At 61.0% G+C, this 25,642-nt stretch carries 27 protein-coding genes; 11 read left to right on the top strand and 16 right to left on the bottom strand.

Translation table 11 applies throughout. The features are described from left to right. From JZ00_RS18445 to JZ00_RS18435, 3 genes are all read right to left on the bottom strand, one after another. On the bottom strand, positions 1–1,101 hold a 1,101-nt coding region (locus JZ00_RS18445; protein ID WP_039592213.1), incomplete at its 3' end, for an NADH:flavin oxidoreductase. A gap of 198 nt (positions 1,102–1,299) precedes the next feature. After that, positions 1,300–1,782, bottom strand: a complete 483-nt coding sequence (locus JZ00_RS18440; protein WP_039592214.1) for a glutathione peroxidase — start codon at positions 1,780–1,782, stop codon at positions 1,300–1,302. 122 nt (positions 1,783–1,904) lie between these two features. After that, positions 1,905–2,390 carry an FKBP-type peptidyl-prolyl cis-trans isomerase gene (locus JZ00_RS18435; RefSeq protein WP_039592215.1) on the bottom strand — a complete coding sequence of 162 codons (486 nt, stop codon included), beginning with the start codon at positions 2,388–2,390 and terminating at the stop codon, positions 1,905–1,907. Here JZ00_RS18435 and JZ00_RS18430 point away from each other — a divergent pair. The 3 genes from JZ00_RS18430 to JZ00_RS18420 are packed head-to-tail and all read left to right on the top strand — an operon-like array spanning position 2,359 to position 5,760. Continuing rightward, the gene (locus tag JZ00_RS18430; protein WP_080942583.1) at positions 2,359–2,697 is read left to right on the top strand and encodes a DUF3565 domain-containing protein; all 339 of its coding nucleotides are present in this window, start codon (positions 2,359–2,361) and stop codon (positions 2,695–2,697) included. The genes JZ00_RS18435 and JZ00_RS18430 overlap by 32 nt on opposite strands. A 54-nt stretch (positions 2,698–2,751) precedes the next feature. Then, positions 2,752–4,851, top strand: coding sequence for a phosphate acetyltransferase (pta, locus tag JZ00_RS18425; protein ID WP_039592217.1), 2,100 nt, complete (start codon positions 2,752–2,754; stop codon positions 4,849–4,851). After that, on the top strand, positions 4,852–5,760 hold the full coding sequence (locus tag JZ00_RS18420) for an acyltransferase (RefSeq protein ID WP_039592218.1): 909 nt from the start codon (positions 4,852–4,854) through the stop codon (positions 5,758–5,760). 92 nt (positions 5,761–5,852) lie between these two features. On the opposite strand, the gene cysN is transcribed toward JZ00_RS18420, so the two are convergent. From cysN to JZ00_RS18405, 3 genes are all read right to left on the bottom strand, one after another. Beyond that, positions 5,853–7,751 carry a sulfate adenylyltransferase subunit CysN gene (gene cysN, locus JZ00_RS18415; protein ID WP_039592219.1) on the bottom strand — a complete coding sequence of 633 codons (1,899 nt, stop codon included), beginning with the start codon at positions 7,749–7,751 and terminating at the stop codon, positions 5,853–5,855. Between the two features lie 9 nt (positions 7,752–7,760). Further along, entirely contained in the window at positions 7,761–8,678 is a 918-nt protein-coding gene (gene cysD, locus JZ00_RS18410; RefSeq protein ID WP_030139871.1) for a sulfate adenylyltransferase subunit CysD, read from the bottom strand. A gap of 184 nt (positions 8,679–8,862) precedes the next feature. Then, positions 8,863–9,621: a Nif3-like dinuclear metal center hexameric protein gene (locus JZ00_RS18405; protein ID WP_039592220.1), complete on the bottom strand. Its 759-nt coding sequence runs from the start codon at positions 9,619–9,621 to the stop codon at positions 8,863–8,865. 104 nt (positions 9,622–9,725) lie between these two features. Between JZ00_RS18405 and algW the strand changes: the two genes are divergently transcribed. From algW to JZ00_RS18390, 3 genes are all read left to right on the top strand, one after another. Next, on the top strand, positions 9,726–10,886 hold the full coding sequence (algW, locus tag JZ00_RS18400; RefSeq protein ID WP_039592221.1) for a Do family serine endopeptidase AlgW: 1,161 nt from the start codon (positions 9,726–9,728) through the stop codon (positions 10,884–10,886). Positions 10,887–11,052: 166 nt separating this feature from the next. Then, the gene (locus tag JZ00_RS18395; RefSeq protein ID WP_039592222.1) at positions 11,053–13,158 is read left to right on the top strand and encodes a TonB-dependent siderophore receptor; all 2,106 of its coding nucleotides are present in this window, start codon (positions 11,053–11,055) and stop codon (positions 13,156–13,158) included. A gap of 10 nt (positions 13,159–13,168) precedes the next feature. Further along, on the top strand, positions 13,169–13,888 hold the full coding sequence (locus tag JZ00_RS18390) for a DUF4198 domain-containing protein (protein ID WP_039592223.1): 720 nt from the start codon (positions 13,169–13,171) through the stop codon (positions 13,886–13,888). A 62-nt stretch (positions 13,889–13,950) separates the two neighbouring features. Here JZ00_RS18390 and hisC read toward each other — a convergent pair whose 3' ends face one another. The 10 genes from hisC to JZ00_RS18340 all read right to left on the bottom strand — a co-directional run bounded on the left by hisC (position 13,951) and on the right by JZ00_RS18340 (position 21,934). Further along, positions 13,951–15,003, bottom strand: a complete 1,053-nt coding sequence (hisC, locus tag JZ00_RS18385; RefSeq protein WP_039592224.1) for a histidinol-phosphate transaminase — start codon at positions 15,001–15,003, stop codon at positions 13,951–13,953. Position 15,004: 1 nt separating this feature from the next. Further along, on the bottom strand, positions 15,005–16,330 hold the full coding sequence (hisD, locus tag JZ00_RS18380; RefSeq protein ID WP_039592225.1) for a histidinol dehydrogenase: 1,326 nt from the start codon (positions 16,328–16,330) through the stop codon (positions 15,005–15,007). A gap of 124 nt (positions 16,331–16,454) precedes the next feature. Further along, complete coding sequence (gene hisG, locus JZ00_RS18375; protein WP_030139865.1) at positions 16,455–17,090, bottom strand: ATP phosphoribosyltransferase; 636 nt, start codon at positions 17,088–17,090, stop codon at positions 16,455–16,457. A gap of 128 nt (positions 17,091–17,218) precedes the next feature. Next, entirely contained in the window at positions 17,219–18,484 is a 1,266-nt protein-coding gene (gene murA / locus JZ00_RS18370) for a UDP-N-acetylglucosamine 1-carboxyvinyltransferase (RefSeq protein ID WP_039592226.1), read from the bottom strand. Positions 18,485–18,506: 22 nt separating this feature from the next. After that, a complete protein-coding gene (locus JZ00_RS18365) occupies positions 18,507–18,746 on the bottom strand; it encodes a BolA family protein (RefSeq protein WP_003221710.1) in 240 nt (79 codons plus the stop codon). A gap of 135 nt (positions 18,747–18,881) precedes the next feature. After that, positions 18,882–19,187, bottom strand: coding sequence for an STAS domain-containing protein (locus JZ00_RS18360; protein ID WP_039592392.1), 306 nt, complete (start codon positions 19,185–19,187; stop codon positions 18,882–18,884). A gap of 8 nt (positions 19,188–19,195) precedes the next feature. Continuing rightward, positions 19,196–19,849, bottom strand: a complete 654-nt coding sequence (locus JZ00_RS18355) for an MlaC/ttg2D family ABC transporter substrate-binding protein (protein WP_039592227.1) — start codon at positions 19,847–19,849, stop codon at positions 19,196–19,198. 11 nt (positions 19,850–19,860) lie between these two features. After that, positions 19,861–20,328 carry an outer membrane lipid asymmetry maintenance protein MlaD gene (gene mlaD / locus JZ00_RS18350; RefSeq protein WP_039592228.1) on the bottom strand — a complete coding sequence of 156 codons (468 nt, stop codon included), beginning with the start codon at positions 20,326–20,328 and terminating at the stop codon, positions 19,861–19,863. Further along, positions 20,328–21,125, bottom strand: a complete 798-nt coding sequence (mlaE, locus tag JZ00_RS18345) for a lipid asymmetry maintenance ABC transporter permease subunit MlaE (protein WP_039592229.1) — start codon at positions 21,123–21,125, stop codon at positions 20,328–20,330. The genes mlaD and mlaE overlap by 1 nt, the downstream gene beginning before the upstream one ends. After that, positions 21,125–21,934, bottom strand: a complete 810-nt coding sequence (locus JZ00_RS18340) for an ATP-binding cassette domain-containing protein (protein WP_039592230.1) — start codon at positions 21,932–21,934, stop codon at positions 21,125–21,127. The genes mlaE and JZ00_RS18340 overlap by 1 nt, the downstream gene beginning before the upstream one ends. 271 nt (positions 21,935–22,205) lie before the next feature. Here JZ00_RS18340 and JZ00_RS18335 point away from each other — a divergent pair, with 271 nt between their 5' ends. Genes JZ00_RS18335 through lptB form a run of 5 tightly spaced genes read left to right on the top strand, consistent with a single transcriptional unit; the run spans position 22,206 to position 25,541 of the window. Next, positions 22,206–23,180, top strand: a complete 975-nt coding sequence (locus JZ00_RS18335) for a KpsF/GutQ family sugar-phosphate isomerase (RefSeq protein ID WP_039592231.1) — start codon at positions 22,206–22,208, stop codon at positions 23,178–23,180. Continuing rightward, a complete protein-coding gene (locus tag JZ00_RS18330; RefSeq protein WP_039592232.1) occupies positions 23,180–23,704 on the top strand; it encodes a KdsC family phosphatase in 525 nt (174 codons plus the stop codon). Before JZ00_RS18335 ends, JZ00_RS18330 begins: the two co-directional genes overlap by 1 nt. Before the next feature lie 7 nt (positions 23,705–23,711). Next, positions 23,712–24,281 (top strand): LPS export ABC transporter periplasmic protein LptC, encoded by a 570-nt coding sequence (gene lptC / locus JZ00_RS18325; protein ID WP_039592233.1) that lies wholly within the window; start codon positions 23,712–23,714, stop codon positions 24,279–24,281. Further along, positions 24,268–24,816: a lipopolysaccharide transport periplasmic protein LptA gene (lptA, locus tag JZ00_RS18320; RefSeq protein ID WP_030139855.1), complete on the top strand. Its 549-nt coding sequence runs from the start codon at positions 24,268–24,270 to the stop codon at positions 24,814–24,816. Before lptC ends, lptA begins: the two co-directional genes overlap by 14 nt. Continuing rightward, complete coding sequence (gene lptB, locus JZ00_RS18315; RefSeq protein WP_039592234.1) at positions 24,816–25,541, top strand: LPS export ABC transporter ATP-binding protein; 726 nt, start codon at positions 24,816–24,818, stop codon at positions 25,539–25,541. Before lptA ends, lptB begins: the two co-directional genes overlap by 1 nt. The last annotated feature ends 101 nt before the right edge of the window (positions 25,542–25,642 follow it).

Raw genomic sequence — 25,642 nt, 5'->3', positions numbered from 1 at the left:
GACCAGGGTCATCAACGCCTCGCGACTGAACGGCAGGATGTCCTGCTCACGCCCGTCACGCACTTTCTGCGCCCAGTCCGGGTCCACCAGCAGCGCACGACCCACTGCCACTAGATCGAACTCCTCCTTGTTCAGGCGCTCCAGCAGATTTTCCAGGCTCGCCGGTTGTGCAACCTTGTCGGTATTGACCATGAACTGCAGGAATTCGCCGTCCAGGCCGACACTGCCGACTGTAATCGTTGGCTTGCCGGTGAGCTTGCGGGTCCAGCCGGCCAGGTTCAGGTCCGAACCCTCGAACTCGGGCTCCCAGAACCGACGCGTGGAGCAATGGAAAATATCCACGCCGGCGTCGGCCAACGGCTTGAGGAAGGCTTCCAGCGCCTCAGGCGTCTGTACCAGGCGCGCGGTGTAGTCCTGCTGCTTCCATTGGGAAAACCGGAAGATGATCGGAAAACCCTCGCCCACCGCAGCGCGCACGGCGCGGATCAGTTCGATGGCGAAGCGCGAACGATTGGCCAGATCGCCGCCATAACCGTCAGTGCGCTGGTTGCTGCCTTCCCAGAAAAACTGATCGACCAGATAGCCGTGGGCACCATGGATTTCCACGCCGTCCATGCCGATATCCTGGGCGTCTTTGGCCGCCTGGGCGAAAGCGGCGATGACTTCGTCAATGTCCGCCTGGGTCATGCCGTGGACCACGACTTGGCCATCCTTGAGTTTTTCAGTGGGGCCATAGCCCGGCACAGTGCCATCCGGCTCGGTACCGAGACGCCGAACATTGCCCACGTGCCACAGCTGCGGAACGATCTTGCCACCTTCGGCGTGCACCGCATCGACGACTTTTTTCCAACCCGCCAGGGCGGCATCACCGTAGAAGTGCGGTACGTTCGGGTAGCCGTTGGAAGCCTTATGGGCGACCGTCGTGCCCTCGGTGATGATCAAGCCTACCCCGGCCGCCGCGCGACGGCGGTAATACTCGATCACTTTGCTGTTCGGCACGCCACCCGGCGAAAAGGAACGGGTCATCGGCGCCATCACCACCCGGGTCGGCAGCTGAAACGTGCCGAGCTGGAAAGGTTTGAACAGGGCTTGTACTGGCATGGGGCACTCCACGGGATCGGTCACAGTTCAGATATGACGGCGATAATATGGAGTCGAGGCAGTGCTGGGTAGCACTATTGATTGGAGTGATTAAGGATCAGAAGGAAGGATCGACATTGAGAGGCTCAACCCAATGCAAGCCGAGCGCATACCTAGTGGCGAGGGGATTTACCCTCGCCACAAGGGTTCGCCTACGGTTTAGTTCAGCGCTTTTTCAATCGCCTGGATCACCGCAGGATCATCAGGCGGCGTGCGCGGCGAGAAACGCGCCAGCACCCGGCCGTCCTTGCCGAGCAGGAATTTTTCGAAGTTCCAGGTGATGTCCCCGGGAAACTCGGCGCCCTCGCCCGCCAGCAGGCGATACAACTGATGACGTTCAGGACCGTTCACGTCCAACTTGCCGGCCAACGGAAACGTCACGCCATAGTTGAGGCTGCAGAACTCCTGGATTTCCTGCCCGGTCCCCGGCTCTTGCCCGGCGAACTGGTTGCAGGGCAGGCCCAGCACCGCGAACCCCTTGGCCTTGTATTGCTGGTAGAGATTTTCCAGAGCCGCATATTGTGGCGTCAGGCCACATTTGGAGGCGACGTTGACCACCAGCACGACTTGCCCCTTGAACGGCGCCAAAGGAAGCTCCTGACCATCCAGGGCTGTCAGTTTAAGGTCGTGGAAAGCACTCATGACGAAACTCCAGGTTTGCGGATCTTTTCAATACAGCCATGGGCGATGCTAGCAGCAAGCGACTAAAAAGGCGCCCTATGGCGCCTTTCCAGTTCACGGATTACTTGAACGTAGCGCAGAAATCAGTGGTGATGGCCGCCTTCGCCATGGACGTGACCATGGGCGATTTCTTCCTGGCTGGCGTCACGGATGTCAACGATCTTGACTTGGAAGTTCAAGCGCTGACCGGCCAACGGGTGGTTGCCGTCAACGGTGACGTCGTCGCCGTCCAGGTCGCGAATGGTGACGATCTGCATCTGGCCATCCGGCGCCGAAGCGTGGAACTGCATGCCGACTTCCAGCTCATCCACACCTTCGAACATGCTGCGGCTCAGGGTGCTGACCAGTTCGGCGGAGTATTCGCCGTAGGCGTCTTCCGGTTCGACGGTCACGTTCAGCTCGTCACCGGTGGATTTGCCTTCCAGGGCTTTTTCCAGGCCCTGGATGATGTTGCCTGCGCCATGCAGGTAGACCAGCGGAGCGCCGCCGGCAGAGCTGTCGATGACCTCACCAGCGTCGTTGGTCAGGGTATAGTCGATGGAGACAGCCTTATTGGCGGCGATCAGCATGGGGCGAGACCTTTTGCATAAGAATGAAGAACGGACAAGTCTAAACAAGGATTTGCCCGAAAGCGAACGGAACCCGGACAAACGGGCTAGCTCGAACAGACCAATGGTCACAGGTTGGCGCCAGGATGAGGACGGGCATTGGGTGGCCGAGCTGTCTTGCGGCCACACCCAGCACCTGCGCCACCAGCCACCCTGGCAATCCAGGGCGTGGGTGCTGGACCCGGCGCAACGTGTTGAAAAAATAGGCCAGCCCTTTGACTGCGGCTGGTGCGCTCAAGGCCCGGTTAGCGATAACCTTGGCGACTGAATTGTGGGTAGACGACCCGTCATAGGTCGCGCCATTCCCCCTTAGAGAATCCGCATGCAAACTTTTTTTATCGCACCCACCGATTTTGGCGTGGGCCTGACCTCCATCAGCCTCGGGCTGGTGCGTACCCTGGAACGGGCCGGGCTTAAAGTCGGCTTTTTCAAACCCATTGCCCAGCCTCATCCTGGCGATACCGGCCCGGAACGCTCCACCGAACTGGTGGCCCGCACCCACGGCCTCAAGCCGCCCCAGCCCCTGGGCCTGGCTCACGTCGAGCGCATGCTTGGCGATGGCCAGCTCGATGAGCTCCTGGAAGAAATCATCACCCTTTACCAGCAGGCTGCCATCGGCAAGGACGTGCTGGTCGTCGAGGGTATGGTCCCGACCCGCAGCGCCAGCTACGCCGCGCGGGTCAACCTGCACTTGGCCAAGAGCCTGGACGCCGAAGTCATCCTGGTGTCGGCGCCGGAGAACGAAGTGTTGACGGAGCTTTCCGGCCGCGTTGAATTGCAAGCGCAGCTGTTCGGCGGCCCCAAGGATCCCAAAGTCCTCGGGGTGATCTTGAACAAGGTCCGCACCGACGAGAGCATGGAGGCGTTCACCGCGCGCCTCAAGGAACACTCGCCATTGCTGCGCAGCGGCGACTTCCGCCTGCTCGGCTGCATCCCGTTCCGCCCCGAACTCAACGCCCCGCGTACGCGCGACGTGGCCGACCTGATGGGCGCGCAGGTGCTCAATGCTGGCGATTACGAAACCCGGCGCATGAGCAATATCATCATTTGCGCCCGCACCATGCGCAACACCGTGGAGCTGCTCAAGCCCGGCGTGCTGGTGGTGACCCCTGGCGATCGCGACGACATCATCCTGGCCGTGAGCCTGGCGGCGATCAATGGCGTGCCGCTGGCCGGCCTGCTGTTGACCAGCGACACCCTGCCCGACCCACGCATCATGGAGCTGTGCCGCGGCGCCTTGCAGGCCGGGTTGCCGGTGCTGTCGGTGAGCACCGGTTCCTACGATACGGCCAACCTGCTCAACGGCCTGAACAAGGAAATCCCCATCGACGACCGCGAACGCGCGGAGATCATTACCGACTTCGTCGCCAGCCACCTGGACGCCCGATGGCTGCACCAGCGCTGCGGTACGCCACGGGAAATGCGCCTGTCACCGGCGGTGTTCCGCTACCAGTTGATCCAACGCGCGCAAGCCGCGAACAAGCGCATCGTGCTGCCTGAAGGCAGCGAGCCGCTCACCGTCCAGGCCGCTGCCATTTGCCAGGCCCGGGGCATCGCCCGTTGCGTGTTGCTGGCCAAGCCGGCCGACGTCGAGGCGGTGGCCCGCGCCCAAGGTATCGAACTACCGCCGGGGCTGGAGATTCTCGACCCGGATGTGATTCGCGAGCGTTACGTCGAGCCCATGGTGCGACTGCGCAAGAGCAAAAGCCTGAACGCTCCCATGGCCGAGCAGCAGCTGGAAGACCCCGTGGTGATCGGCACCATGATGTTGGCGCTGGATGAAGTGGACGGCCTGGTATCCGGTGTCATCCACTCCACCGCCAACACCATCCGCCCAGCCTTGCAGTTGATCAAGACTGCGCCTGGATGCTCGCTGGTGTCCTCGGTGTTTTTCATGCTGTTTCCTGAAGAAGTGCTGGTCTACGGCGATTGCGTGATGAACCCGCACCCCAGCGCAGCGGAGCTGGCGGAAATTGCCCTGCAAAGCGCCGACTCCGCCGCTGCGTTCGGCATCACGCCAAGGGTCGCCATGCTCAGCTATTCCAGCGGCGAGTCGGCCAGCGGCGAAGAGGTGGAAAAGGTCCGCGAAGCGACCCTGCTGGCCCATGAGGCGCAACAGGGGCTGTTGATCGACGGCCCGCTGCAATACGATGCCGCCGCCAACGAAACCGTGGCCCGGCAACTGGCACCCAACAGCCAGGTCGCCGGCCGGGCCACGGTGTTCATTTTCCCGGACCTCAATACCGGCAACACCACCCACAAGGCCGTGCAACGCAGCGCCGATTGCGTCAGCCTCGGGCCGATGCTGCAAGGCTTGCGCAAACCCGTGAATGACCTGCCGCGCGGCGCCCAGGTCGATGACATCGTGTACACCATCGCCCTGACCGCGATCCAAGCCGCCAACCGACCTTTGGATATTTAAATGCTGGACTTCCTGCCTGCCCCCTTGCGCGGCGTCATCGCCTCGCTGCTCCTGGCACTCAATACCATTGCCTGCTGCACGCCGCTGTTCATCGTGGCGATCTTCAAGCTGTTGCTGCCCTTCCCTGCCGCCCAGCGCTTCACCGACTGGCTGATGAGCCACATCCACGAAGCGTGGATCAGCAACAACAAGGCCTGGATGAACCTGCTGCGCCGTACCCGCTGGTATCTCAGCGGGCTGGAAGGCCTGGATTACCAGCACTCCTACCTGATCACCAGCAATCACCAGAGCTGGGTCGACATCATGGTCTTGCAATACGTGCTGAACCGGCGCATCCGGCCGTTGAAGTTTTTCCTCAAGCAAGAGCTGATCTGGGTGCCGGTGATCGGCCTGGCCTGGTGGGCACTGGGCTTCCCGTTCATGAAGCGCTACTCCAAGGCTTACCTGGAAAAGCACCCGGAAAAGAAAGGCAAGGACCTGGAAACCACCCGCAAGACGTGCGCGAAATTCCGCAACAACCCGGTGGGCATCTTCAATTTCGTCGAAGGCACGCGCTTCACCGAAGGCAAGCACGCCCAGCAGCAGTCACCGTTTCGCTACTTGCTCAAGCCCAAGGCCGGCGGTATCGCGTTCGTGCTCGATGCCATGGGTGAGCAGTTGGAGTCGATCATCAACGTGACCATTCACTATCCGGGCGGTCGCCCGGGGTATTGGGATTTGCTCTGCGGCAACGTTGGGGAGGTGGTGGTGCATTTCCAGGAGCTGAAGATTCCGCCGCAGTTCATTGGCAAAAGCTACGACCAGGACGGGGAGTATCGACTGGAATTCCAGGGTTGGATCAACCAGTTGTGGCAGGACAAGGACGCGTTGCTGGAGCAGATGCATCGCGAATTTCCCGACCATCGCTGATTCCCTTGTGGGCGCGAGTTGTTCCATACGGGAATGAACAAGCCCGCAGATGGTCACCCATCTGCGGGCTTTCAGTTACAGCGACTTGCCTTTTAGATCGCCCCACGCTTGCGCAGCAGGTCCAGCACCTGCTTGACGCTTTCTTCCAACGTCAGCGACTGGGTGTCGATCACCAGGTCGGCATCCAGCGGCACGTCATACGGGAAGGACTCGCCCGGGATGTTATCGCCGGCGGCCGCATACAACCCTTGCGGATCACGCTGGGCACACACGGTTGGCGAGGCCTGGACGTAGACGGTCAGCAGGCGCTCCCGACCGATCAGGTCCTTGGCCTGTTCACGCCCTTCGGCACTCGGCGCAACGAACGCGGCCAGGGCCAGCAGGCCAGCTTCGTTGAACTGACGGGCAACGTGAGCCGCGCGACGCCAATTCTCGGTCCGCCCGGCGCGATCCTGCGGCAGGCCCTTGTTCAAATCATGGCGCAGGTTCTGGCCATCAAGTACGAACACCGCACGGCCCATGTCGAACAGCTTGCGCTCGACTGCGTAGGCCAGCGTGCTCTTGCCCGCACCCGACAGGCCACTGAACAGCACCGTGGCTGGCTGCTGGCCGAAGCGCTGGGTGCGTTCTTCCACCGACACATGGGCCAGTTTGCCGTGGTGCGTGCTGCTGCCATGGGCCAGCGGCTGGGCCACGATCATGCCTGCACCGACGGTACCGTTGGTGAGGCGGTCGATGACGATAAACGCGCCGGTGGTGCGGTTGCTCTCGTAGCCGTCCAAGGCGATCGGCGCATCCAGGGCGATCTTCACCTTGCCGATTTCGTTGAGCTGCAAGGCGCTGGCCGGCCCCTCTTCGAGGGTGTTCACATCGACTTTGTTGACGATGCTGGCAATCGAACCCGGCACGTAGCTGGTAGCGCGCTTGATGTCGTATTTCTTTCCCGGCAGCATCGGCTCCTCGGCCATCCACACCAGCATCGCTTCGAAGCTGTCGGTGACGGGAGGAACGTTGTCGGCATGCACCAGCAGGTCGCCACGGGAAATGTCGATCTCGTCTTCCATGGTCAGCGTCACGGCCTGGCCTGGACCGGCGTGTTCCAGCTCGCCTTCGAAGGTGACGATGGATTTAACGCGGCTGCTCTTGCCTGACGGCAACACCACCACTTCGTCGCCCTTGTGGACGATGCCGCTGGCGAGGGTGCCGGCGAAACCGCGGAAGTTCAGGTTCGGACGGTTGACGTACTGCACCGGGAAACGCAGGTCGGTGAAGTTGCGGTCGCCCGCCACCTCCACGGTCTCGAGGATTTCCATCAGCGACTGGCCGGTGTACCACGGCGAACGCTCGGATTTGTTCACCACGTTGTCGCCCTTGAGGGCGGACATCGGCACGAAGTGCATGCTGGTGGGCTTCATCTTCAAGCCTTCGGCGAACTTCAGGTAGTCGGCCTTGATCGACTCGAACACGCCCTGGTCGAAGTCCTTGAGGTCCATCTTGTTGATGGCCACGACGATGTGCTTGATGCCCAACAACGAGGCGATGAAGCTGTGGCGACGGGTCTGGGTCTGCACGCCGTAGCGGGCGTCCACCAGGATGATCGCCAAGTCACAGGTGGAAGCACCGGTGGCCATGTTGCGGGTGTACTGCTCATGGCCTGGGGTGTCGGCGATGATGAATTTGCGCTTGGCGGTGGAGAAATAGCGGTAGGCGACATCGATGGTGATGCCTTGCTCGCGCTCGGCCTGCAGGCCGTCGACCAGCAACGCCAGGTCGATATCGTCACCGGTGGTCCCGACTTTCTTCGAATCGCGGGTGATGGCTTCCAGGTGATCTTCGTAGATCATCTTGGAGTCGTGCAGCAGGCGCCCGATCAGGGTGCTTTTGCCGTCGTCGACGTTACCGCAGGTCAAGAAGCGCAGCAGCTCTTTACGCTCGTGCTGGCCCAGGTAGGCGAGGATGTCCTCGCTGATCAAATCAGATTGATGCGACATGACAGCCCCTTAGAAATAACCTTGACGTTTTTTATCTTCCATCGAGCCTGCGCCATCGTGGTCGATGACCCGGCCCTGGCGCTCGGAAGTTCGCGTCAGGAGCATTTCCTGGATGATGTCCGTCAGGCTCTCGGCCTCGGACTCCACCGCGCCCGTCAACGGGTAGCAGCCAAGGGTACGGAAACGCACTTTCTTCTTGACGATGCGGGCTTTGTCTTCGTCGGACAGGTGCTCGAGGATGCGCTCGTCGTCGATCATGATCAGCGTGCCGTTCTTCTCGATCACTTCGCGCTCGGCGGCGAAATACAGCGGCACGATCGGGATGCCTTCGAGGTAGATGTACTGCCAGATATCCAGCTCGGTCCAGTTCGACAGCGGGAACACGCGAATCGACTCGCCTTTGTTGACCTTGCCGTTGTAGACGTTCCACAGCTCTGGGCGCTGGTTCTTGGGGTCCCAGCGGTGCTTGCTGTCGCGGAACGAGTAGACGCGCTCCTTGGCGCGCGACTTTTCTTCATCGCGACGGGCGCCACCGAAGGCTGCGTCGAAACCATGCTTGTCGAGCGCCTGCTTGAGGCCCTCGGTCTTCATGATGTCGGTGTGCTTGGCGCTGCCGTGGGTAAACGGGTTGATGTTCTGCGCCACGCCGTCCGGGTTGATATGGGTGATCAAGTCCAGGCCGAGTTCTTCGACCATGCGGTCGCGGAACTTGTACATCTCCTGGAATTTCCAGCGGGTGTCGACGTGCATCACCGGAAACGGCAGCTTGCCGGGGAAGAACGCCTTGCGTGCCAGGTGCAGCATCACGGCGGAGTCTTTACCGATGGAGTACAGCATCACCGGGTTATCGAACTCGGCGGCCACCTCGCGGATGATGTGGATGCTTTCCGCCTCCAGCTGTTTCAGATGCGTCAGTTTGTCGACCATGGCTACTCACGAAAGCTTTCTTATGAACGGCCAGCGGGCCGTGTTCGAGCGGGGAATCCTAGCACAGCGACCTCTTCTAATCAGGGCGCCAACTAGATCGAAACAGCATATGGATATGCCTGCCGGTTCGGGCCTCGCACGCGCTTTTCTGTGGGAGCGAGCTTGCTCCTACAGGGATAAACAGTCAGATCGGATTCGGGCAATCGATGAAAATGTGTTCCAGGGCAAAACGTCGCGCCAGGTACTCCCCCAGCGCCTGGACACCGTAGCGCTCGGTGGCATGATGCCCGGCGGCGATGAAGCTGATGCCGTTCTCACGGGCGCTGTGGAATGTCTGCTCCGACGCCTCGCCGCTAAGGTAGAGGTCGACGCCGGCCAGCACCGCCTGATCGATATAACCCTGGCCACCCCCGGTGCACCAGCCGACCCGGCGGATCATCGCCTCCCCTTCGATCAGCAAGGGCTCGCGGCCCATTACTTCCTGGACCTTGCGGGCAAAATCCCGGGGCGTCATCGGTTCGGTCAAGGAGCCGACGAGGCCGACGATCTTGGGATTATCCGGATCCAGCGGCCCCTCGACGGTGATGTCCAACTGGCGGGCCAGTTGCACGTTATTGCCCACCTCGGGATGCAGGTCCAGGGGCAGGTGGTAAGCCAATAGGCTGATATCGTGGTTCAGCAATGTCTTGAGGCGACGCTGCTTCATCCCGGTGATGCAAGGGTTCTCGCCTTTCCAGAAATAGCCGTGATGCACCAGCACCAAGTCGGCCTGAGCCTCGACGGCCGCATCGAGCAACGCCTGGCTGGCAGTGACACCACTGACGATGCGCATCACCTGTGGCTTGCCTTCGACTTGCAGCCCGTTCGGGCAATAATCGGAAATACGATTGCTTGTCAGGTAACGGTCCGCTTCTTCTACCAGGGTGTTCAGGGCTACGGCCATGAAAAGACTCCTAAATATCCCGTTCAGAGGCGCGCGCGGCCTCGTATAATGCGCGACATTATGGGCGGTCTCATACCGCCTGCAACCTTTGTAGGACGTGCTTAATGCTCAAGGCGCTGCGTTTTTCCGGCTGGCCGCTATTGGCCGGCGTGCTTGTCGCTCTACTGATTATCCAGCGCTACCCGGAATGGGTCGGCCTGCCAAGCCTCGATGTCAACCTGCAACAGGCGCCGCAAACCAAGGCGGTGCAGCAGGGCCCGGTGTCCTACGCCGACGCGGTCACGCTGGCGGCGCCGGCGGTGGTGAACCTGTACACCACCAAAGTCATCAACAAACCTAACCATCCCCTGTTCGAAGATCCGCAATTCCGGCGTTTTTTCGGCGACAACTCACCCAAGCAGAAGCGCATGGAGTCGAGCCTGGGTTCGGGCGTCATCATGAGCCCGGAAGGTTATATCCTGACCAACAACCACGTCACCAGCGGTGCCGACCAGATCGTGGTAGCCCTCAAGGACGGCCGTGAAACCCTGGCCCGAGTGATCGGCAGCGACCCGGAAACCGACCTCGCGGTATTGAAGATCGACCTGAAGAACCTTCCCGCGATCACCATCGGCCGCTCCGACAGCATTCGCATCGGCGACGTGACCCTGGCGATTGGCAACCCGTTCGGCGTTGGCCAAACCGTGACCATGGGCATCATCAGCGCCACCGGCCGCAACCAACTGGGCCTGAACAACTACGAGGACTTCATCCAGACCGACGCCGCGATCAACCCCGGCAACTCCGGTGGCGCACTGGTGGATGCCAACGGCAACCTCACCGGAATCAATACGGCGATTTTCTCCAAGTCCGGCGGCAGCCAAGGCATCGGCTTTGCCATCCCGGTGAAATTGGCCATGGAAGTGATGAAGTCCATCATCGAACACGGCCAGGTGATTCGTGGCTGGCTCGGGATTGAAGTCCAGCCGCTGACCCAGGAACTGGCTGAGTCGTTCGGTTTGTCCGGGCGGCCCGGGATCGTGGTGGCGGGGATTTTCCGCGACGGTCCGGCGCAGAAGGCCGGCCTGCAGTTGGGCGATGTCATCCTGAGCATCGACGGCGAACCCGCTGGCGATGGCCGCCGCTCGATGAACCAGGTGGCGCGGATCAAGCCCACCGACAAGGTCACGATCCAGGTCATGCGCAACGGCAAGGAGCTAAAGCTTACGGCTGAGATCGGCCTGCGTCCGCCACCCGCGCCGGTGGTGCTCAAGGAAGAACAATAAGCCGCACCACGACCGTAGAGGGGCCTTGCAACCGAGCAAGCCCTTCTCAAATTCCCTGTGGCGAGAGAGCTACTCCCTCGCCACAAAAAACACTGAATTCGAGATAGCATAAATTCTCATTAGTAGTGTTATATTGTTTCAATACTGAAAATTGGAACAACATAACATGTCATCTCTGAAACGGATTTCCGTTGCCAGCCTCGCCCTGGGCCTACTCGGCGATCCAGCCTTCGCCGAAGAAATCCAGCCTTTGGAGCTGGACGCCATCAACGTCACGTCCGACTACGAATCCGCCACCGGCCCTGTCTCGGGCTATCGGGCGACCCGCTCCGTCAGCGCCACCAAGACCGACACGGCTTTGCGCGACGTCCCGCAATCGATCAGCGTCATCCCTGCCAGCGTACTCAAGGACCTGGGCAGCACCCACGTCGAACGAGCCCTGGAATATGCCGGTGGCGTATCGAAGCAGAACAACTTCGGCGGCCTGACGCTTTACGAATACAGCGTTAGGGGTTTCACCACGTCGGAATTCTACAAGGACGGTTTCAGCGCCAACCGCGGCTATCCAAGCACGCCGGACGCCGCCAGTATCGAGCGTATCGAGGTGTTGAAAGGCCCGGCGGCCAGCCTCTATGGCCGCGGCGATCCCGGCGGCACGGTCAACATTGTCACCAAGAAACCCCAACCCGAAGCGTTCACCACGTTGCAAACCAGCGCCGGAAGCTGGGACCGCTACCGAACCGCGCTGGACGTCAATACGCCGCTGGACGCCGAAGGCAACGTGCTGTCCCGGGTCAACCTGGCGGTCGAGGACAACAACAGCTTTCGCGATCATGTCGGCAGCAAGCGCGTCTTCGTCGCGCCCTCCATCAGTTGGCAACTGAACCCGGACACCCGGTTGCTGGTGGAAAGCGAAATCGTGCGCCACAGCTCGACGTTCGACCGTGGCATCGTCGCCCCGAACAATCGCTGGAGTGGCGTTTCCCGTTCGACCTTCCTGGGCGAACCCAACGACGGGGACATCGATAACCACAACAACATGCTCCAGGCCGCCCTCGAGCATCAGCTCAACGACGCCTGGCAGTTACGCCTGGCCAGCCATTACAAGCAGGGTGAGCTCTGGGGATTCGCTTCCGAAGCGCGGCCATTGAACGCCGATGGCCACACGGTGAACCGCCGCTACCGCGAGCGCGACAGCAATTGGCACGACAGCATTACCCAACTTGAGTTGCGCGGGCTGTTCGATCTCGGTCCCTGGCAGCACGAACTGTTGATCGGCACGGAATACGAGGACTACCGCAAGAACGAGCGCGTAACGACCATCGCTGGCGGCGCTTATCCGATCGATATCTACGACCCGATCTACGGCCAGCCAAAACCCAACGGCACGCGCTCCGGCACGGACTTCTTCGAGCATGTCAAAAGCAGGGCCGTGAACCTTCAGGACCAGATCATCTTCACCGACAAACTGCGCGGCTTGCTCGGCGTGCGCTACGAACACTTCGAGCAAAGCATCGACAACCACGTCAACGACGTGACCAGCCGCCAACGCCACGACACCCTGACGCAACGCGCCGGTCTGTTGTACCAACTGACGCCGCAAGTCGGGCTGTTCGCCAATGCCTCCACCTCGTTCAAACCCAACAATGGCCTGGACGCCGACGGCAAGACATTCGACCCTGAGGAAGGGGTTGGCTATGAAGTCGGGGTCAAGAGCGAACTGTTCGACGACCGCCTGAGCACTACCCTCGCGGCCTTCCATATCGAGAAGGAAAACGTCCTCAGCCCGGTGGGCGGGACCGATTTCAGTCGCGCCGTGGGCAAGGCCCGTAGCCAGGGCATCGACCTGCAGATGACCGGCCAGCTCACTGACGCGGTGCGGGTGATTGGCGCCTTTGCCTATATCGACGCCGAAGTGACCAAGGGCGACGAGGTCATCCCCACCGGCAGCCGGATCCTCGGCGTCGCCAAGCGCAGCGGCAGCCTGCTAGGGGTCTACGAATTCCAGGATGGGCACCTGCGCGGCTCGGATGTCGGCGCGGCGTTCACTTACGTGGGTGATCGCTCGGGCGAAGCGGGCAAGGACTTCGAATTGCCCGCCTACCATACCGTCGACCTGCTGGCCCACTACAAGGCCAGCGACACCGTCACCGTGGGCCTGAACCTGAACAACGTGTTCGACGAAAAATACTACGAACGCTCCTACAGCAATTACTGGGTCACTCCCGGCGATCCGCGCAACTTCACTGTCAGCCTCACCCTCGATCTATAAGGAAGTCAGCATGAAATACCCCAAGACCTTCGCCCTGCTCGGCCTGCTCCTGGCCACCCAGGCTTCGGCCCATGGCCTGTGGACGGAACAACGACGCGGCAACATCGAAGTGATCTACGGTCATGGCGCCGAGGACAACGCCTTCAAGGCGAAGAAAATCAGCGGTGCCTGGGCCTATGACTTGGGCGGCAACATGATCCCCGTCACCGTGGAGCGCTTGTCGGACCACGCCCGCCTGCAACCCCTCAAGCCACCGGCCGTGCTGGCAGTCGCACTCGACAATGGCATGTGGTCACAGACCGCCGACAAGAAATGGGTCAATGAAGGCCGCAGCAAAGTGCCAGGCGCGATCGAGTCGACCCAGACCTTCAAGTACAGCCTGGCGATCTATGAGCCGGGGGCGAAGCTGCCGAAGCTGGATCAGGTCAAGTTCGTCATCGTGCCGCAAGTCGACCCGCTGACCGTCGGTCCCGGCCAGTCGTTGCCGGTGCAGGTGCTGCTCGACGGAAAACCTGCCGCAGGCGTGAAGTTGGTGGGGGACTATCGCAGCGCGCCGGGCACCGTGAGCACCGAAACCGATGCCGAAGGCCGAGCCAAGGTATTGGTGCGCAATGAGGGTCTGAACGTGATCGCCGCACAAATGGAAATCCCGCTCAAGGACAACAAGGATGTCGCGACGCGTGGGGTGTTCACTTCGCTGACGTTCCTCGGTGAAGAGCATCACGAGTAAAACCGGTTATTACAATGAGGGAGCGGGATTGCCCGCTCCCTCATTGGGTTTGAAGCAAAGGTCTAGAGCTCGCCCAGGGCCTCGATCAGCGCCTGGTTCTGCTCCGGCGTGCCAATGCTGATCCGCAGGAACTGCGCGATGCGCTCCTGCTTGAAGTGCCGCACGATCACGCCTTGCTCACGCAGCTTCGCCGCTAGCGCCGCCGCGTCGTGACGGGGGTGGCGAGCGAAGATGAAGTTGGCCGCCGACGGCAGCACTTCAAAGCCCTTGGCCTCCAGTCGGGCCACTACCCATTCACGGTGCTCTATCACCAAGCGGCAAGTCCGGTCGAAGTACTCGCGATCGTCGAACGCCGCCGCGCCGCCGACATTTGCCAGGCGATCCAGCGGGTAGGAGTTGAAGCTGTTCTTGATCCGCTCCAGCGCTTCGATCAAATCCGGATGGCCCACCGCCAGGCCCACGCGCAGTCCCGCCAACGAGCGAGACTTGGACAACGTTTGCGTGACCAGCAGGTTCGGGTAGCGATCCACCAGGCTGATGGCCGTCTCGCCGCCGAAGTCGATATAAGCCTCGTCCACAACGACCACCGAATCCGGGCTGGCCTTGAGGATCTGCTCGACCGCTTCCAGCGCCAGCAGGCAGCCAGTCGGCGCGTTCGGATTGGGGAAAATGATCCCGCCGTTCGGCTTGGCATAATCCGCCGGGTCGATCCGGAACTGTTCATCCAGCGGCACCGCGTCGAATTGGATGCCATACAGCCCGCAATAGACTGGGTAGAAGCTGTAGCTGATGTCCGGGAACAACACCGGCTGGTCGTGCTGAAGCAGACCGTGGAAAATGTGCGCCAACACCTCGTCCGAACCGTTACCCAAAAATACCTGGCTGGTCTGTACACCGTAATACCGGGCGACGGCGCTTTTCAGCAAGTCGCTGTTGGGGTCCGGATACAGGCGCAGATTGTCATTGAGTTCGGTCTGCATCGCCGCAAGGGCCTTGGGCGATGGGCCGTAGGGATTCTCGTTGGTGTTGAGCTTGACCAGGCGGGTCAGCTTCGGCTGTTCACCCGGGACGTACGGCACCAGGTCCTTGACGAACGGGCTCCAGAATCTACTCATTTCAGTTCCCCTTCTGTTCGTCTTTGATGCGGTATTCGGCGCTGCGGGCGTGGGCGCTCAGCGATTCGCCACGGGCCAGCACCGAGGCGGTCTTGCCCAGTTCGGACGCGCCCTGCTCCGAGCAGAAAATGATCGAGGAGCGTTTCTGGAAGTCATAGACCCCCAGCGGCGACGAGAAGCGCGCGGTGCCGGAGGTTGGAAGTACGTGGTTCGGCCCGGCGCAATAGTCGCCCAGCGCCTCGGAGGTGTGACGGCCCATGAAGATCGCGCCGGCATGGCGGATCTTCGGCAGCCAGGCTTGCGGATCCGCGACTGACAGTTCCAAGTGCTCCGGCGCAATGCGGTTGGCGACTTCGATGGCCTGCTCCATGTCATCGACCTTGATCAGCGCACCACGGCCATTGATCGAGGTGTTGATGATTTCGGCACGGTCCATGGTTGGCAGCAATTTGTCGATGCTGGCGGCAACCTTGTCGAGGAACTCGGCGTCCGGGCTGACCAGGATCGCCTGGGCATCTTCGTCGTGCTCGGCTTGGGAAAACAGGTCCATGGCGATCCAGTCCGGGTCGGTCTGGCCGTCGCACACCACGAGGATCTCCGAAGGGCCGGCGATCATGTCGATACCGACCTGGCCAAATACGTGGCGCTTGGCGGTGGCGACGTAGATGTTGCCCGGGCCGACCACCTTGTCGACCCGTGGCACGCTTTGAGTGCCATAGGCCAACGCCGCCACGGCCTGGGCACCGCCGATGGTGAAAACTCGGTCCACACCGGCGATGCAGGCCGCGGCCAGCACCAGTTCGTTGATCTCGCCGCGCGGAGTCGGAACGACCATGACCACTTCGGTCACGCCAGCGACCTTGGCCGGAATCGCGTTCATCAACACCGACGACGGATAGGAAGCCTTGCCACCCGGCACATAAAGGCCGGCGCGGTCCAGCGGCGTGACTTTCTGGCCGAGTACCGTGCCGTCGGCCTCGGTGTAGGTCCAGGAGTCCTGTTTTTGCCGCTCGTGGTAGCTGCGCACGCGGGACGCGGCTTTTTCCAAAGCTTCGCGCTGGGGCACGGTGATGCGGGTCAAGGCCAGCTCCAGGCGCTCGCGCGGCAGGATCAGGTCGGCCATCGACGCCACTTGCAGGCCGTCGAACTTCTGGGTGAATTCCACCAGGGCGGCATCGCCACGCTCGCGCACGGCCTTGATGATGTCCAGCACCCGCTGGTTGACCGAATCGTCAGACACGCTTTCCCAGCTCAGCAGATGATCCAGATGATGTGCAAAATCCGGATCGGCAGCGTTGAGTCGGCGAATCGAGGTGGGAGCGGTCATAGCGAGGGCCTCTATTAATGGCAAATGCTCAGGCGCCCTAGGCTACCAGTCCATTCGCGTGGGCACCTGAGAAAATTGGCTATGACGCGGATAGACGGGCGCGACGTGGAGTCGCGCAGGTGAATCAGCCGCGGTGTCGCGATTCCACTGCCTTGCGCAGGGTATCGATCAGTGCCTGGATACGGGCGTGCTGCATCTTCATCGAAGCCTTGTTGACGATCAGCCGGGAGGTGATGTCGGCGATGAAGTCCTGGGGTTCCAGGCCATTGGCTCGCAGGGTGTTGCCGGTGTCGACCACGTCGATGATCTTGTCCGCCAGGCCGATCAGCGGCGCCAGCTCCATCGAGCCGTAAAGCTTGATGATATCGACCTGGCGGCCTTGCTCGGCGTAGTAACGCTTGGCGACGTTGACGAACTTGGTCGCGACACGCAGGCGCCCCTTGGGCTCGGCGGCGCCGACCTTGCCAGCGGTCATCAGCTTGCAACGGGCGATCCGCAGGTCCAGCGGCTCATACAAGCCCTGGCCGCCGTATTCCATCAGCACGTCCTTGCCGGCAACACCCAGGTCGGCGGCGCCATGCTCCACATAGGTCGGCACATCGGTGGCGCGCACGATCAACAAGCGCACATCGGCCTGGGTCGTGGGGATGATCAGCTTGCGGCTCTTGTCCGGATTCTCGGTCGGCACGATGCCTGCTTCAGCCAGAAGCGGCAGGGTGTCGTCAAGGATGCGGCCCTTGGACAGTGCGATGGTCAACATGGGAAACGTTAGTCCTTATCAAGGTACTCATGCCCGGTCGCAAGCGGCGCCGGACACACATCGAGGGTGCGAACACCCTCGATCTGAAGCAATTCAACAGGCACATCCTTGTGCCCATGCAGCGGGAACTAGCCCGGTACGCGACGGATCTTGGCGCCGAGCATCTGCAGCTTCTCTTCGATGCACTCGTAACCACGGTCGATGTGGTAGATGCGGTCGATCAGCGTATCGCCTTCGGCAACCAGTGCCGAAATCACCAGGCTGGCCGAGGCCCGCAGGTCGGTGGCCATGACTGGCGCGCCCTTGAGTTTCTCGGTGCCGGTGACGATGGCCGTGTTGCCTTCGACCTGGATCTTGGCGCCCATGCGGTGCAGCTCGTAGACGTGCATGAAGCGGTTTTCGAAGATCGTCTCGATCACCGCGCCCGTGCCTTCGGCAATGGCGTTGAGGGAGATGAACTGCGCCTGCATGTCGGTCGGGAACGCCGGGTACGGAGCGGTCCGCACGTTGACGGCCTTGGGCCGCTTGCCGTGCATGTTCACTTCGATCCAGTCTTCGCCGCAGGTGACTTCTGCACCGGCTTCCTTGAGTTTTTCCAGGACAGCTTCGAGGATCGTCGGATCGGTGTCCTTGACCTTGACGCGGCCACCCGTGACGGCGGCGGCAACCAGGTAGGTGCCTGTTTCAATACGGTCCGGCATCACTTTATAAGTGGCCGAGTGCAGGCGCTCGACGCCATCGATGGTGATGGTGTCGGTGCCGGCGCCGGTGATCTTGGCGCCCATGGCGATCAGGAAGTTCGCCAGGTCCACCACTTCAGGTTCGCGGGCGGCGTTCTGCAGCACGCTGCGGCCCTTGGCCAGGGCCGCGGCCATCATGATGTTCTCGGTCCCGGTCACGCTGACGGTGTCGAAGAAGAAGTGCGCACCACGCAGGCCGCCTTCAGGGGCCTTGGCCTTGATGTAGCCGCCCTCGACGTCGATCACCGCACCCATGGCTTCCAGGCCACGGATGTGCAGGTCCACCGGACGCGAGCCGATGGCGCAACCACCAGGCAATGCCACTTCGGCTTCACCGAAACGGGCAACCATCGGGCCCAGCACCAGGATCGACGCACGCATGGTCTTCACCAGTTCGTACGGCGCGATCAGGGTCTTGATGGTACGCGGGTCGATTTCGACGGCGAGCTTCTCGTCGATCACAGGCTCGATGCCCATGCGGCCGAACAGCTCGATCATCGTGGTGATGTCGTGCAGGTGCGGCAGGTTGGCCACGGTCACCGGGCCATCGCACAGCAGGGTCGCGGCCAGGATCGGCAGCGCGGAGTTCTTTGCCCCGGAGATACGGATTTCGCCATCAAGGCGAACGCCGCCGGTAATAATCAATTTATCCATAAGAATCTCGACGCCCTTGGGCTCAGGTGCGCTCGGCCCAAGCCGCGCGGCTGAAAAATTTCATAGTGACCGCGTGGATGCTGCCATCGGCGATCCATGGGTTCAAATGGGCATAGATGCTCTGCTGACGCTTCACCGGGCTCAACGCCGCCAGTTCATCGCTGATCACATTCAACTGGAAGTTGCAGCCTTCGCCTTCAACTTCCACCTGCGTACCGGGCAGCTTTCCTTCAAGGAAGCTCTTCACTTCTACAGCCTGCATGCTCAACCTCAATCGGCGCCCTGTGCGCACGGGTCGCACATCATACAAAAAAGCCCCGCGCCTGCGAACCCCGCGACGCAGGACTTAGACGAGTAACGTTGCCCACCTCGCTTGCCAGGGTCACTGGGGCGAGGGTCAGGCCAGCTCCAACACCTCGGTCAATTCGCTGACCTGAGCTATTTCACGCATATCCTCGGGCATTGCGCGGATGCTCCACGTCTTGCCGGCGGCCTTGGCGTCGCGCATGAAGCACAACAACAGGGACAGACCGACGCTACTGGACTTTTCCACGGCAGAGCAGTCAATGACCAACTCGGCGCCCTTTGCGGACTTGATCAACGCCTGGCCCTGCTTGCGCAAGCCCGGACCGGTGCGGTAATCCAGCACGCCACTGAGCAGCAACTCGCCAGACTCGCCCAGGCGAACGGCCGAGTCATTCACCGGCTCGTTCATTGTTCCTGCTTCTCTTTGGCTTCTTCGGTCACTTCCTTGGCCTTGGCGACTTCGCCGGCCCAACCGTCGATGGTCTTGTCCAGGTCGCCGCCATTGCGCTGCATCGCGTCAGCAAACTGGTCACGGAACAGCTTGCCGATGTTGATGCCATTGATGATCACGTTGCGCACCTTCCACTCGCCGTTGATTTTCTCGAGTGTGTAGGAAACCGGGTAGACCGCGCCGTTATTGCCCTTGACCTGCATGTCGACGCTGGTGCGGTTGCCACTCTCATCCTTGGCCGGCGAAACGGTGATGCCCTGGTTGTTGTATTCAAGCAAGGCGTTGCCATAGAACTGCATCAGGCTGCGCTTGAAGTTTTCCTGGAAGCGGGTCATCTGCGCCGGGGTGGCCTTGCGCGAATACTTGACGGTCATGATGCTCCTGGAAATGCCGTCGGCATCCACGACCGGACCGACGATGCCATTCAGTGCATCGTAGAACGCCCCCGGATCCTGCTTGTACTTCTCTTTATTGGCGGCAAGGTCCGCCAGCAGTCGGGTCGTCGTGTCCTGGATGATGTCGTGCGCCGAAGGTGCCGCCACGGCATTGCCCATCAGCGGCAGGGCCGCCAGCAGGACCAGCAGGCTGCGTCGCAGGATAGAGATCATTCAAAAGCTCCTCATTTGGCGTCTTTGCTAACGGTATTGAGCAGGAATTTACCGATCAGGTCTTCGAGCACCAGCGACGACTGCGTGTCGTGGATGGTCCCGCCGTCCTTGAGCAAGGTCTCTTCCCCACCCACGCTGATACCGATGTATTTCTCACCCAACAGCCCAGCCGTGAGGATAGAGGCAGTGGAATCGGTCGGCAGGTTATCCACGCGTTTTTCCAGCTGCAGCGTCACCCGGCCAGTGAAACTGTCGCGGTCCAGATCGATTGCCGTGACCTTGCCGATGGTGACACCGGCCATGGTTACCTTGGCTCTGACCGTCAAACCGGCGATATTGTCGAAATAAGCATAAAGTTTATAAGTGTCGGTGCTCGCGGTCGGCGCCAGGCCACTGACCCGCAAGGCCAGCAGCAGCAAAGCCAGGATGCCAGCCAGCAAGAAAAGGCCGACACCGATTTCCAGGGTGCGGTTTTGCATCAGAAATCTCCAAACATCAAGGCGGTCAGAATAAAGTCAAGGCCCAGGACGGCCAACGAGGCGTAGACCACGGTCTTGGTTGTGGCACGGCTGATCCCCTCTGACGTGGGCTCACAGTCATAACCTTGAAAAACGGCGATCCAGGTGACTACGAAAGCGAATACGGCACTCTTGATCACGCCGTTGAGCACATCGTCGAGAAAGTCGACGCTGTTCTGCATGTTGGACCAGTAGGAACCCTCATAGACCCCCAGCCAATCGACGGCTACCCAGGAGCCGCCCCAGATCCCCACGACGCTGAAGATCATTGCCAGCACCGGCAGCGAAATGAAGCCGGCCCACAGGCGTGGGGCAATGATGTACTTGAGCGGATCGACACCGATCATTTCCAGGCTGGACAACTGCTCGGTGGACTTCATGTTGCCGATCTCGGCAGTCAGCGCCGATCCGGCTCGTCCGGCGAACAGCAGTGCCGTTACCACGGGCCCGAGCTCACGCAGCAATGTCAGCGCAACCATTTGCCCGACGGCCTGCTCCGACCCATAGCTGGACAGGATGCTGAAGCCCTGGAGCGCCAGTACCATGCCAATGAAGATGCCCGAGACAACGATGATCACCAGGGACATCACCCCCACTGAATGCAATTGCTTGACCAACAGGCCAAAACCGCCTCCAGTCGAATTGCGTCCGAGCAGCGCGTGCATCAGGAACAGCGTGGAACGCCCCAGCACGGCCACCACATCGATGCCGGAACGGCCGAACAGGCGGATTCTTTCTATTAATGATTTCTTGCGCATCAGCGCTTCCCCAGCAGATCGGTACGGTAATCCGTGGCCGGAAAATGGAACGCCACCGGACCGTCCGGGTCACCTTTCATGAATTGGCGAATGCGTGGGTTGTCCGAATCCTTCAATTCCTTGGGCGTTCCCTGCCCCAGCACCTGGCCATCGCCGACGACATAGATGTAGTCGGCAATGCTCGCGGTTTCGGCCAGGTCATGGGACACCACGATGCTGGTGATGCCCAACGCGTCATTGAGCAGGCGGATCAGGCGCACGAGCACACCCATGGCAATGGGATCCTGGCCAACGAAGGGCTCGTCGTACATGAGGATCTTCGGATCGAGGGCTATCGCCCGAGCCAACGCCACGCGACGCTTCATGCCGCCGGAAAGCTCGTCCGGCATCAGGTCCAGGGCGCCACGCAGCCCGACTGCCTGCAGTTTCAGCAAGACGATGTCGCGGATCATTTCTTCCGGCAGTTCGGTATGGACACGCAGGGGAAACGCCACGTTCTCGAACACATCGAGGTCGGTAAACAGCGCACCGCTCTGGAACAGCACGCCCATGTGCTTGCGCGCATCGAACAGATCGCTGCGCGACAGCTCTGGAAGGTTCTGGCCATTGACCCAGACTTCGCCGGCATTGGGGCGCAGCTGTGCACCCATCAGCCGCAGCAGCGTGGTCTTTCCACACCCGGAAGGCCCCATGATGCCGGTCACCTTGCCACGCGGGATGCGAATATCGATGTCATTGAAAATGCTGCGCGTCCCTCGCTTGAAGGTCAGTCCCTTCAGCTCGACCGCGTAGGCGTTGTCGGCACTCATCTAAACTCCTTGCGATGCAGCCTCATATCCGAATGCCCAGGCCAACCGGCTAACGCCGGAACCGCCGAGCACACGAATCGGCGGCGAACTATATCACTGCAACCGCCAGGCGCCCAAGGCCAACCCCCGCCCGTTAAGCCTGGCTTAAGGTAAAACACCACATTTTATGTCCAGCCTTGCAACCGTTCGAACAAAGCGTGACGAACTAGCGTGAGGGAATCGATCATTGCAGCTATAATCGCCGCCTTTTCATCGGGCTATACGATCTGACATGAGCCAATCCAGCGACCTGATTCAATCGGCACAACGTACCATCCGCCTCGAGCTCGAAGCCGTACAAGGCTTGCTGGCCCATATCGACGCTGATTTCGTACGCGCCTGCGAGATGATTCTGGCCAGCAAGGGCCGCGTGGTCGTGGTCGGCATGGGCAAGTCCGGCCATATCGGCAACAAGATTGCCGCGACGCTGGCCAGCACAGGCACGACGGCCTTTTTCGTCCACCCGGCCGAGGCCAGCCACGGCGATATGGGCATGATCACCCGGGACGACGTCATCCTGGCCCTGTCCAACTCCGGCTCGACCAATGAAATCCTCACGTTGCTGCCACTGATCAAGCGCCTGGGCATCCAGATGATCAGCATCACCGGCAACCCGGACTCCCCGCTGGCCAAGGCCGCCGAGGTGAACCTCAATGTTCATGTCGAACACGAAGCCTGCCCGCTAAACCTGGCCCCGACTTCGTCCACCACCGCAGCCCTGGTCATGGGCGATGCCCTGGCCGTGGCCCTGCTGGAAGCCCGTGGCTTCACTGCCGAGGATTTCGCCTTTTCCCATCCTGGCGGCGCGCTGGGCCGTCGCCTGCTGCTCAAAGTCGAAAACGTGATGCACTCCGGTGAAGAGCTACCGAAGGTTCAACGCGGCACGCTGCTCAAGGATGCGCTGATGGAGATGACCCGCAAGGGCCTGGGCATGACCGTGATTCTCGAAGCCGACGGCAAGCTGGCCGGGATCTTCACCGACGGCGACCTGCGCCGCACCCTCGACCGCGCGATCGATATCCGCAACGCAACCATCGACGCAGTCATGACCGTTCACGGCAAGACCGCCCGCGCCGACATGCTGGCCGCCGAAGCCCTTAAAATCATGGAAGACCACAGGATCAACGCACTGGTGGTGGTGGATGACGACGACCGCCCGGTCGGCGCCTTCAACCTGTCCGACCTGCTGCGTGCTGGAGTAATGTAATGACGACCGACCTGCTGCAACGGGGCAAGACAATCAAGCTCGCCGTATTCGACGTCGACGGTGTACTCACCGACGGCCGCCTGTACTTCCTCGAAGATGGCAGCGAATTCAAGACCTTCAACACGCTCGACGGCCAAGGCATCAAGATGCTGATGGCCTCAGGCGTGCAGACCGCCATTATCAGTGGTCGCAAGACGCCGGTGGTGGAGCGACGGGCGAAGAATCTCGGCATCCCGCACCTTTACCAGGGCCGCGAAGACAAACTGGTGGTTTTGGACGAGCTCCTTGGCCAACTCAATCTAAGCTATGAACAGGTCGCCTACCTGGGTGACGACCTGCCGGACCTGCCGGTCATCCGCCGGGTCGGTTTGGGCATGGCCGTGGCCAACGCCGCTGCGTTCGTGCGCGAGCATGCCCATGGTGTCACCACGGCAAGGGGCGGCGAAGGCGCAGCCCGCGAATTCTGTGAACTGATCCTGCGTGCCCAGGGCCACCTCGAAGCGGCCAACGCCGCATACCTGTGAGCCATTTATGCTAAGCAAGAAGATTCGCACCCTCCTGGTGTTCAGCTGTATCGCGGCGATTTTCGCTGCGGTGGGCTATTGGAACATCAGCCCGGAACGCTTCCTGGACCAGCCAGCGGCCAAGGTCGAGGAGAACATCGACTGGTACGCAACCAATACGCACACCCTGCAGTACTTGCCCGACGGCAAGCTGCAGTACGAAATGACATCCGACAAGGTCGATCACGTGAAGGCGACTGATATCACGCTGGTCACCAAACCGGACCTGAACATGTTCCGGGGCACCGAGTTCCCATGGCATGTCCAGAGTGAGCGCGCCGAGGTCAATCCCGGCGGCACCGAGGTCGAACTGATCGACTCGGTGCGCATCACCCGGACCGACGAAAAGAACCGTACGACCCTCATCACCACCAGTCGCATGACGGTCTTCCCGCAACGAGAATATGCGCAGACCGAGCAACCCGTTAGAATCGACGGCGCTGGCGGCGTATCGACCGGCACGGGAATGAAGGCGTATTTGAAGGAAAGCAGGATACACCTGCTATCGAAAGTAAGAGGACAGTATGAAGCTCGCTAAAACCCTCCCTATTTTGCTCAGTCTGGGCGCAGCACTGGGAAGCGCGAGCGCCTGGGCCCTTCCCAACGACCGCGACCAGCCTATCCGCATCCAGGCCGACGACGCGCAACTGGATGACAAGAACGGTGTCGCCACCTATAAGGGTGATGTAATCATCACCCAGGGCTCGATGAAGGTGACCGGCAACACCGTGACCATCACCCGCACCCAATCCGGCGACATCGACGTAGTGACTTCGGTGGGCAACCTGGCCTACTTCGAACAACTGCAAACCGCAGGCGACACCAAGCCCGTGCAAGGCTACGGGGTCACCATCCAGTATCACGCCGCCCAGGACCGCGTTGTATTGATCGATCGCGCCAAGGTCGTCGACAAGGACAACAACGTGACCCAAGGCGAGAAAATCGTCTACGACACGGTCAAGAAACTGGCCAGCGCCGGTCGCGCCACTGGCAGCAAGGTCACCGAGGCGCGTCCGCGCATCGACATGGTGATCCAGCCGAAAAAGAAAACCGACGAGCAGAAGGCCCAGTAATGGCAACTCTGAAAGCCCAGCACCTGGCCAAGAGCTACAAGAGCCGCCAGGTTGTGCGCGATGTCAGCCTGTCCATCGACAGCGGCCAGATCGTCGGTTTGCTCGGCCCCAACGGCGCCGGCAAGACAACCTGTTTCTACATGATCGTCGGCCTGGTCCAGTCCGATCAGGGTCGCGTACTGATCGACGACCTGGACGTGAGCCACCAGCCGATGCACGGCCGGGCAAGGGCTGGCATCGGCTATCTGCCGCAAGAAGCGTCGATCTTCCGCAAACTGTCGGTTGCCGACAACATCATGGCGATCCTCGAGACCCGCAAGGAGCTCGACAAGGCCGGCCGTCGCCAGGAGCTGGAAAGCCTGCTGCAGGAATTCCACATCAGCCACATTCGCGACAACCTCGGCATGAGCCTGTCCGGCGGTGAACGTCGCCGAGTGGAAATCGCCCGCGCCCTGGCCACCGCACCGAAATTCATTCTACTCGACGAACCCTTCGCCGGCGTGGACCCGATTTCGGTCGGCGACATCAAGCAGATCATCCACCACCTCAAGGCCAAGGGGATCGGCGTGCTGATCACCGACCACAACGTACGCGAAACATTGGATATCTGCGAGACTGCCTATATCGTCAACGATGGCCAGTTGATTGCCGAAGGTGACTCCGCCACTATCCTGGCCAACGAATTGGTGAAGGAAGTTTATCTGGGTCATGAGTTCCGCCTGTAAGCGCAAGTGCCTGGCGAATCGTCCGGGCGTTGCCAATTTTATTGTGACGACGCCCTAGGCAAACCCCTCGGTTTCAGGCATATAATTTGCTTAAGTTTGGC

It is taken from the genome of Pseudomonas frederiksbergensis (assembly GCF_000802155.2).
In the GTDB taxonomy this organism is placed as follows: domain Bacteria; phylum Pseudomonadota; class Gammaproteobacteria; order Pseudomonadales; family Pseudomonadaceae; genus Aquipseudomonas; species Aquipseudomonas frederiksbergensis_A.
The sequence above is the reverse complement of the archived record's forward strand: the minus strand, read 5'-3'. Positions and strand labels throughout refer to the sequence as shown.

Bases quoted from the DNA above. Each gene is read 5' to 3' on its own strand.
- JZ00_RS18405 (WP_039592220.1), bottom strand. From the start codon at position 9,621: ATGGCCGTAGCCCTGAACACCCTGGTAGAAGAAGCGGACCGTTACCTG.
- JZ00_RS18395 (WP_039592222.1), top strand. From the start codon at position 11,053: ATGTCATCTCTGAAACGGATTTCCGTTGCCAGCCTCGCCCTGGGCCTA.
- JZ00_RS18420 (WP_039592218.1), top strand. From the start codon at position 4,852: ATGCTGGACTTCCTGCCTGCCCCCTTGCGCGGCGTCATCGCCTCGCTG.
- lptA (WP_030139855.1), top strand. From the start codon at position 24,268: ATGAAGCTCGCTAAAACCCTCCCTATTTTGCTCAGTCTGGGCGCAGCA.
- JZ00_RS18390 (WP_039592223.1), top strand. From the start codon at position 13,169: ATGAAATACCCCAAGACCTTCGCCCTGCTCGGCCTGCTCCTGGCCACC.
- algW (WP_039592221.1), top strand. From the start codon at position 9,726: ATGCTCAAGGCGCTGCGTTTTTCCGGCTGGCCGCTATTGGCCGGCGTG.
- mlaD (WP_039592228.1), bottom strand. From the start codon at position 20,328: ATGCAAAACCGCACCCTGGAAATCGGTGTCGGCCTTTTCTTGCTGGCT.
- pta (WP_039592217.1), top strand. From the start codon at position 2,752: ATGCAAACTTTTTTTATCGCACCCACCGATTTTGGCGTGGGCCTGACC.
- lptC (WP_039592233.1), top strand. From the start codon at position 23,712: ATGCTAAGCAAGAAGATTCGCACCCTCCTGGTGTTCAGCTGTATCGCG.
- JZ00_RS18340 (WP_039592230.1), bottom strand. From the start codon at position 21,934: ATGAGTGCCGACAACGCCTACGCGGTCGAGCTGAAGGGACTGACCTTC.
- JZ00_RS18330 (WP_039592232.1), top strand. From the start codon at position 23,180: ATGACGACCGACCTGCTGCAACGGGGCAAGACAATCAAGCTCGCCGTA.
- lptB (WP_039592234.1), top strand. From the start codon at position 24,816: ATGGCAACTCTGAAAGCCCAGCACCTGGCCAAGAGCTACAAGAGCCGC.
- hisG (WP_030139865.1), bottom strand. From the start codon at position 17,090: ATGTTGACCATCGCACTGTCCAAGGGCCGCATCCTTGACGACACCCTG.
- murA (WP_039592226.1), bottom strand. From the start codon at position 18,484: ATGGATAAATTGATTATTACCGGCGGCGTTCGCCTTGATGGCGAAATC.
- JZ00_RS18430 (WP_080942583.1), top strand. From the start codon at position 2,359: ATGGAGACAGCCTTATTGGCGGCGATCAGCATGGGGCGAGACCTTTTG.
- JZ00_RS18335 (WP_039592231.1), top strand. From the start codon at position 22,206: ATGAGCCAATCCAGCGACCTGATTCAATCGGCACAACGTACCATCCGC.
- JZ00_RS18365 (WP_003221710.1), bottom strand. From the start codon at position 18,746: ATGCAGGCTGTAGAAGTGAAGAGCTTCCTTGAAGGAAAGCTGCCCGGT.
- hisD (WP_039592225.1), bottom strand. From the start codon at position 16,330: ATGACCGCTCCCACCTCGATTCGCCGACTCAACGCTGCCGATCCGGAT.
- JZ00_RS18435 (WP_039592215.1), bottom strand. From the start codon at position 2,390: ATGCTGATCGCCGCCAATAAGGCTGTCTCCATCGACTATACCCTGACC.
- mlaE (WP_039592229.1), bottom strand. From the start codon at position 21,125: ATGCGCAAGAAATCATTAATAGAAAGAATCCGCCTGTTCGGCCGTTCC.
- cysD (WP_030139871.1), bottom strand. From the start codon at position 8,678: ATGGTCGACAAACTGACGCATCTGAAACAGCTGGAGGCGGAAAGCATC.
- cysN (WP_039592219.1), bottom strand. From the start codon at position 7,751: ATGTCGCATCAATCTGATTTGATCAGCGAGGACATCCTCGCCTACCTG.
- hisC (WP_039592224.1), bottom strand. From the start codon at position 15,003: ATGAGTAGATTCTGGAGCCCGTTCGTCAAGGACCTGGTGCCGTACGTC.
- JZ00_RS18440 (WP_039592214.1), bottom strand. From the start codon at position 1,782: ATGAGTGCTTTCCACGACCTTAAACTGACAGCCCTGGATGGTCAGGAG.
- JZ00_RS18355 (WP_039592227.1), bottom strand. From the start codon at position 19,849: ATGATCTCTATCCTGCGACGCAGCCTGCTGGTCCTGCTGGCGGCCCTG.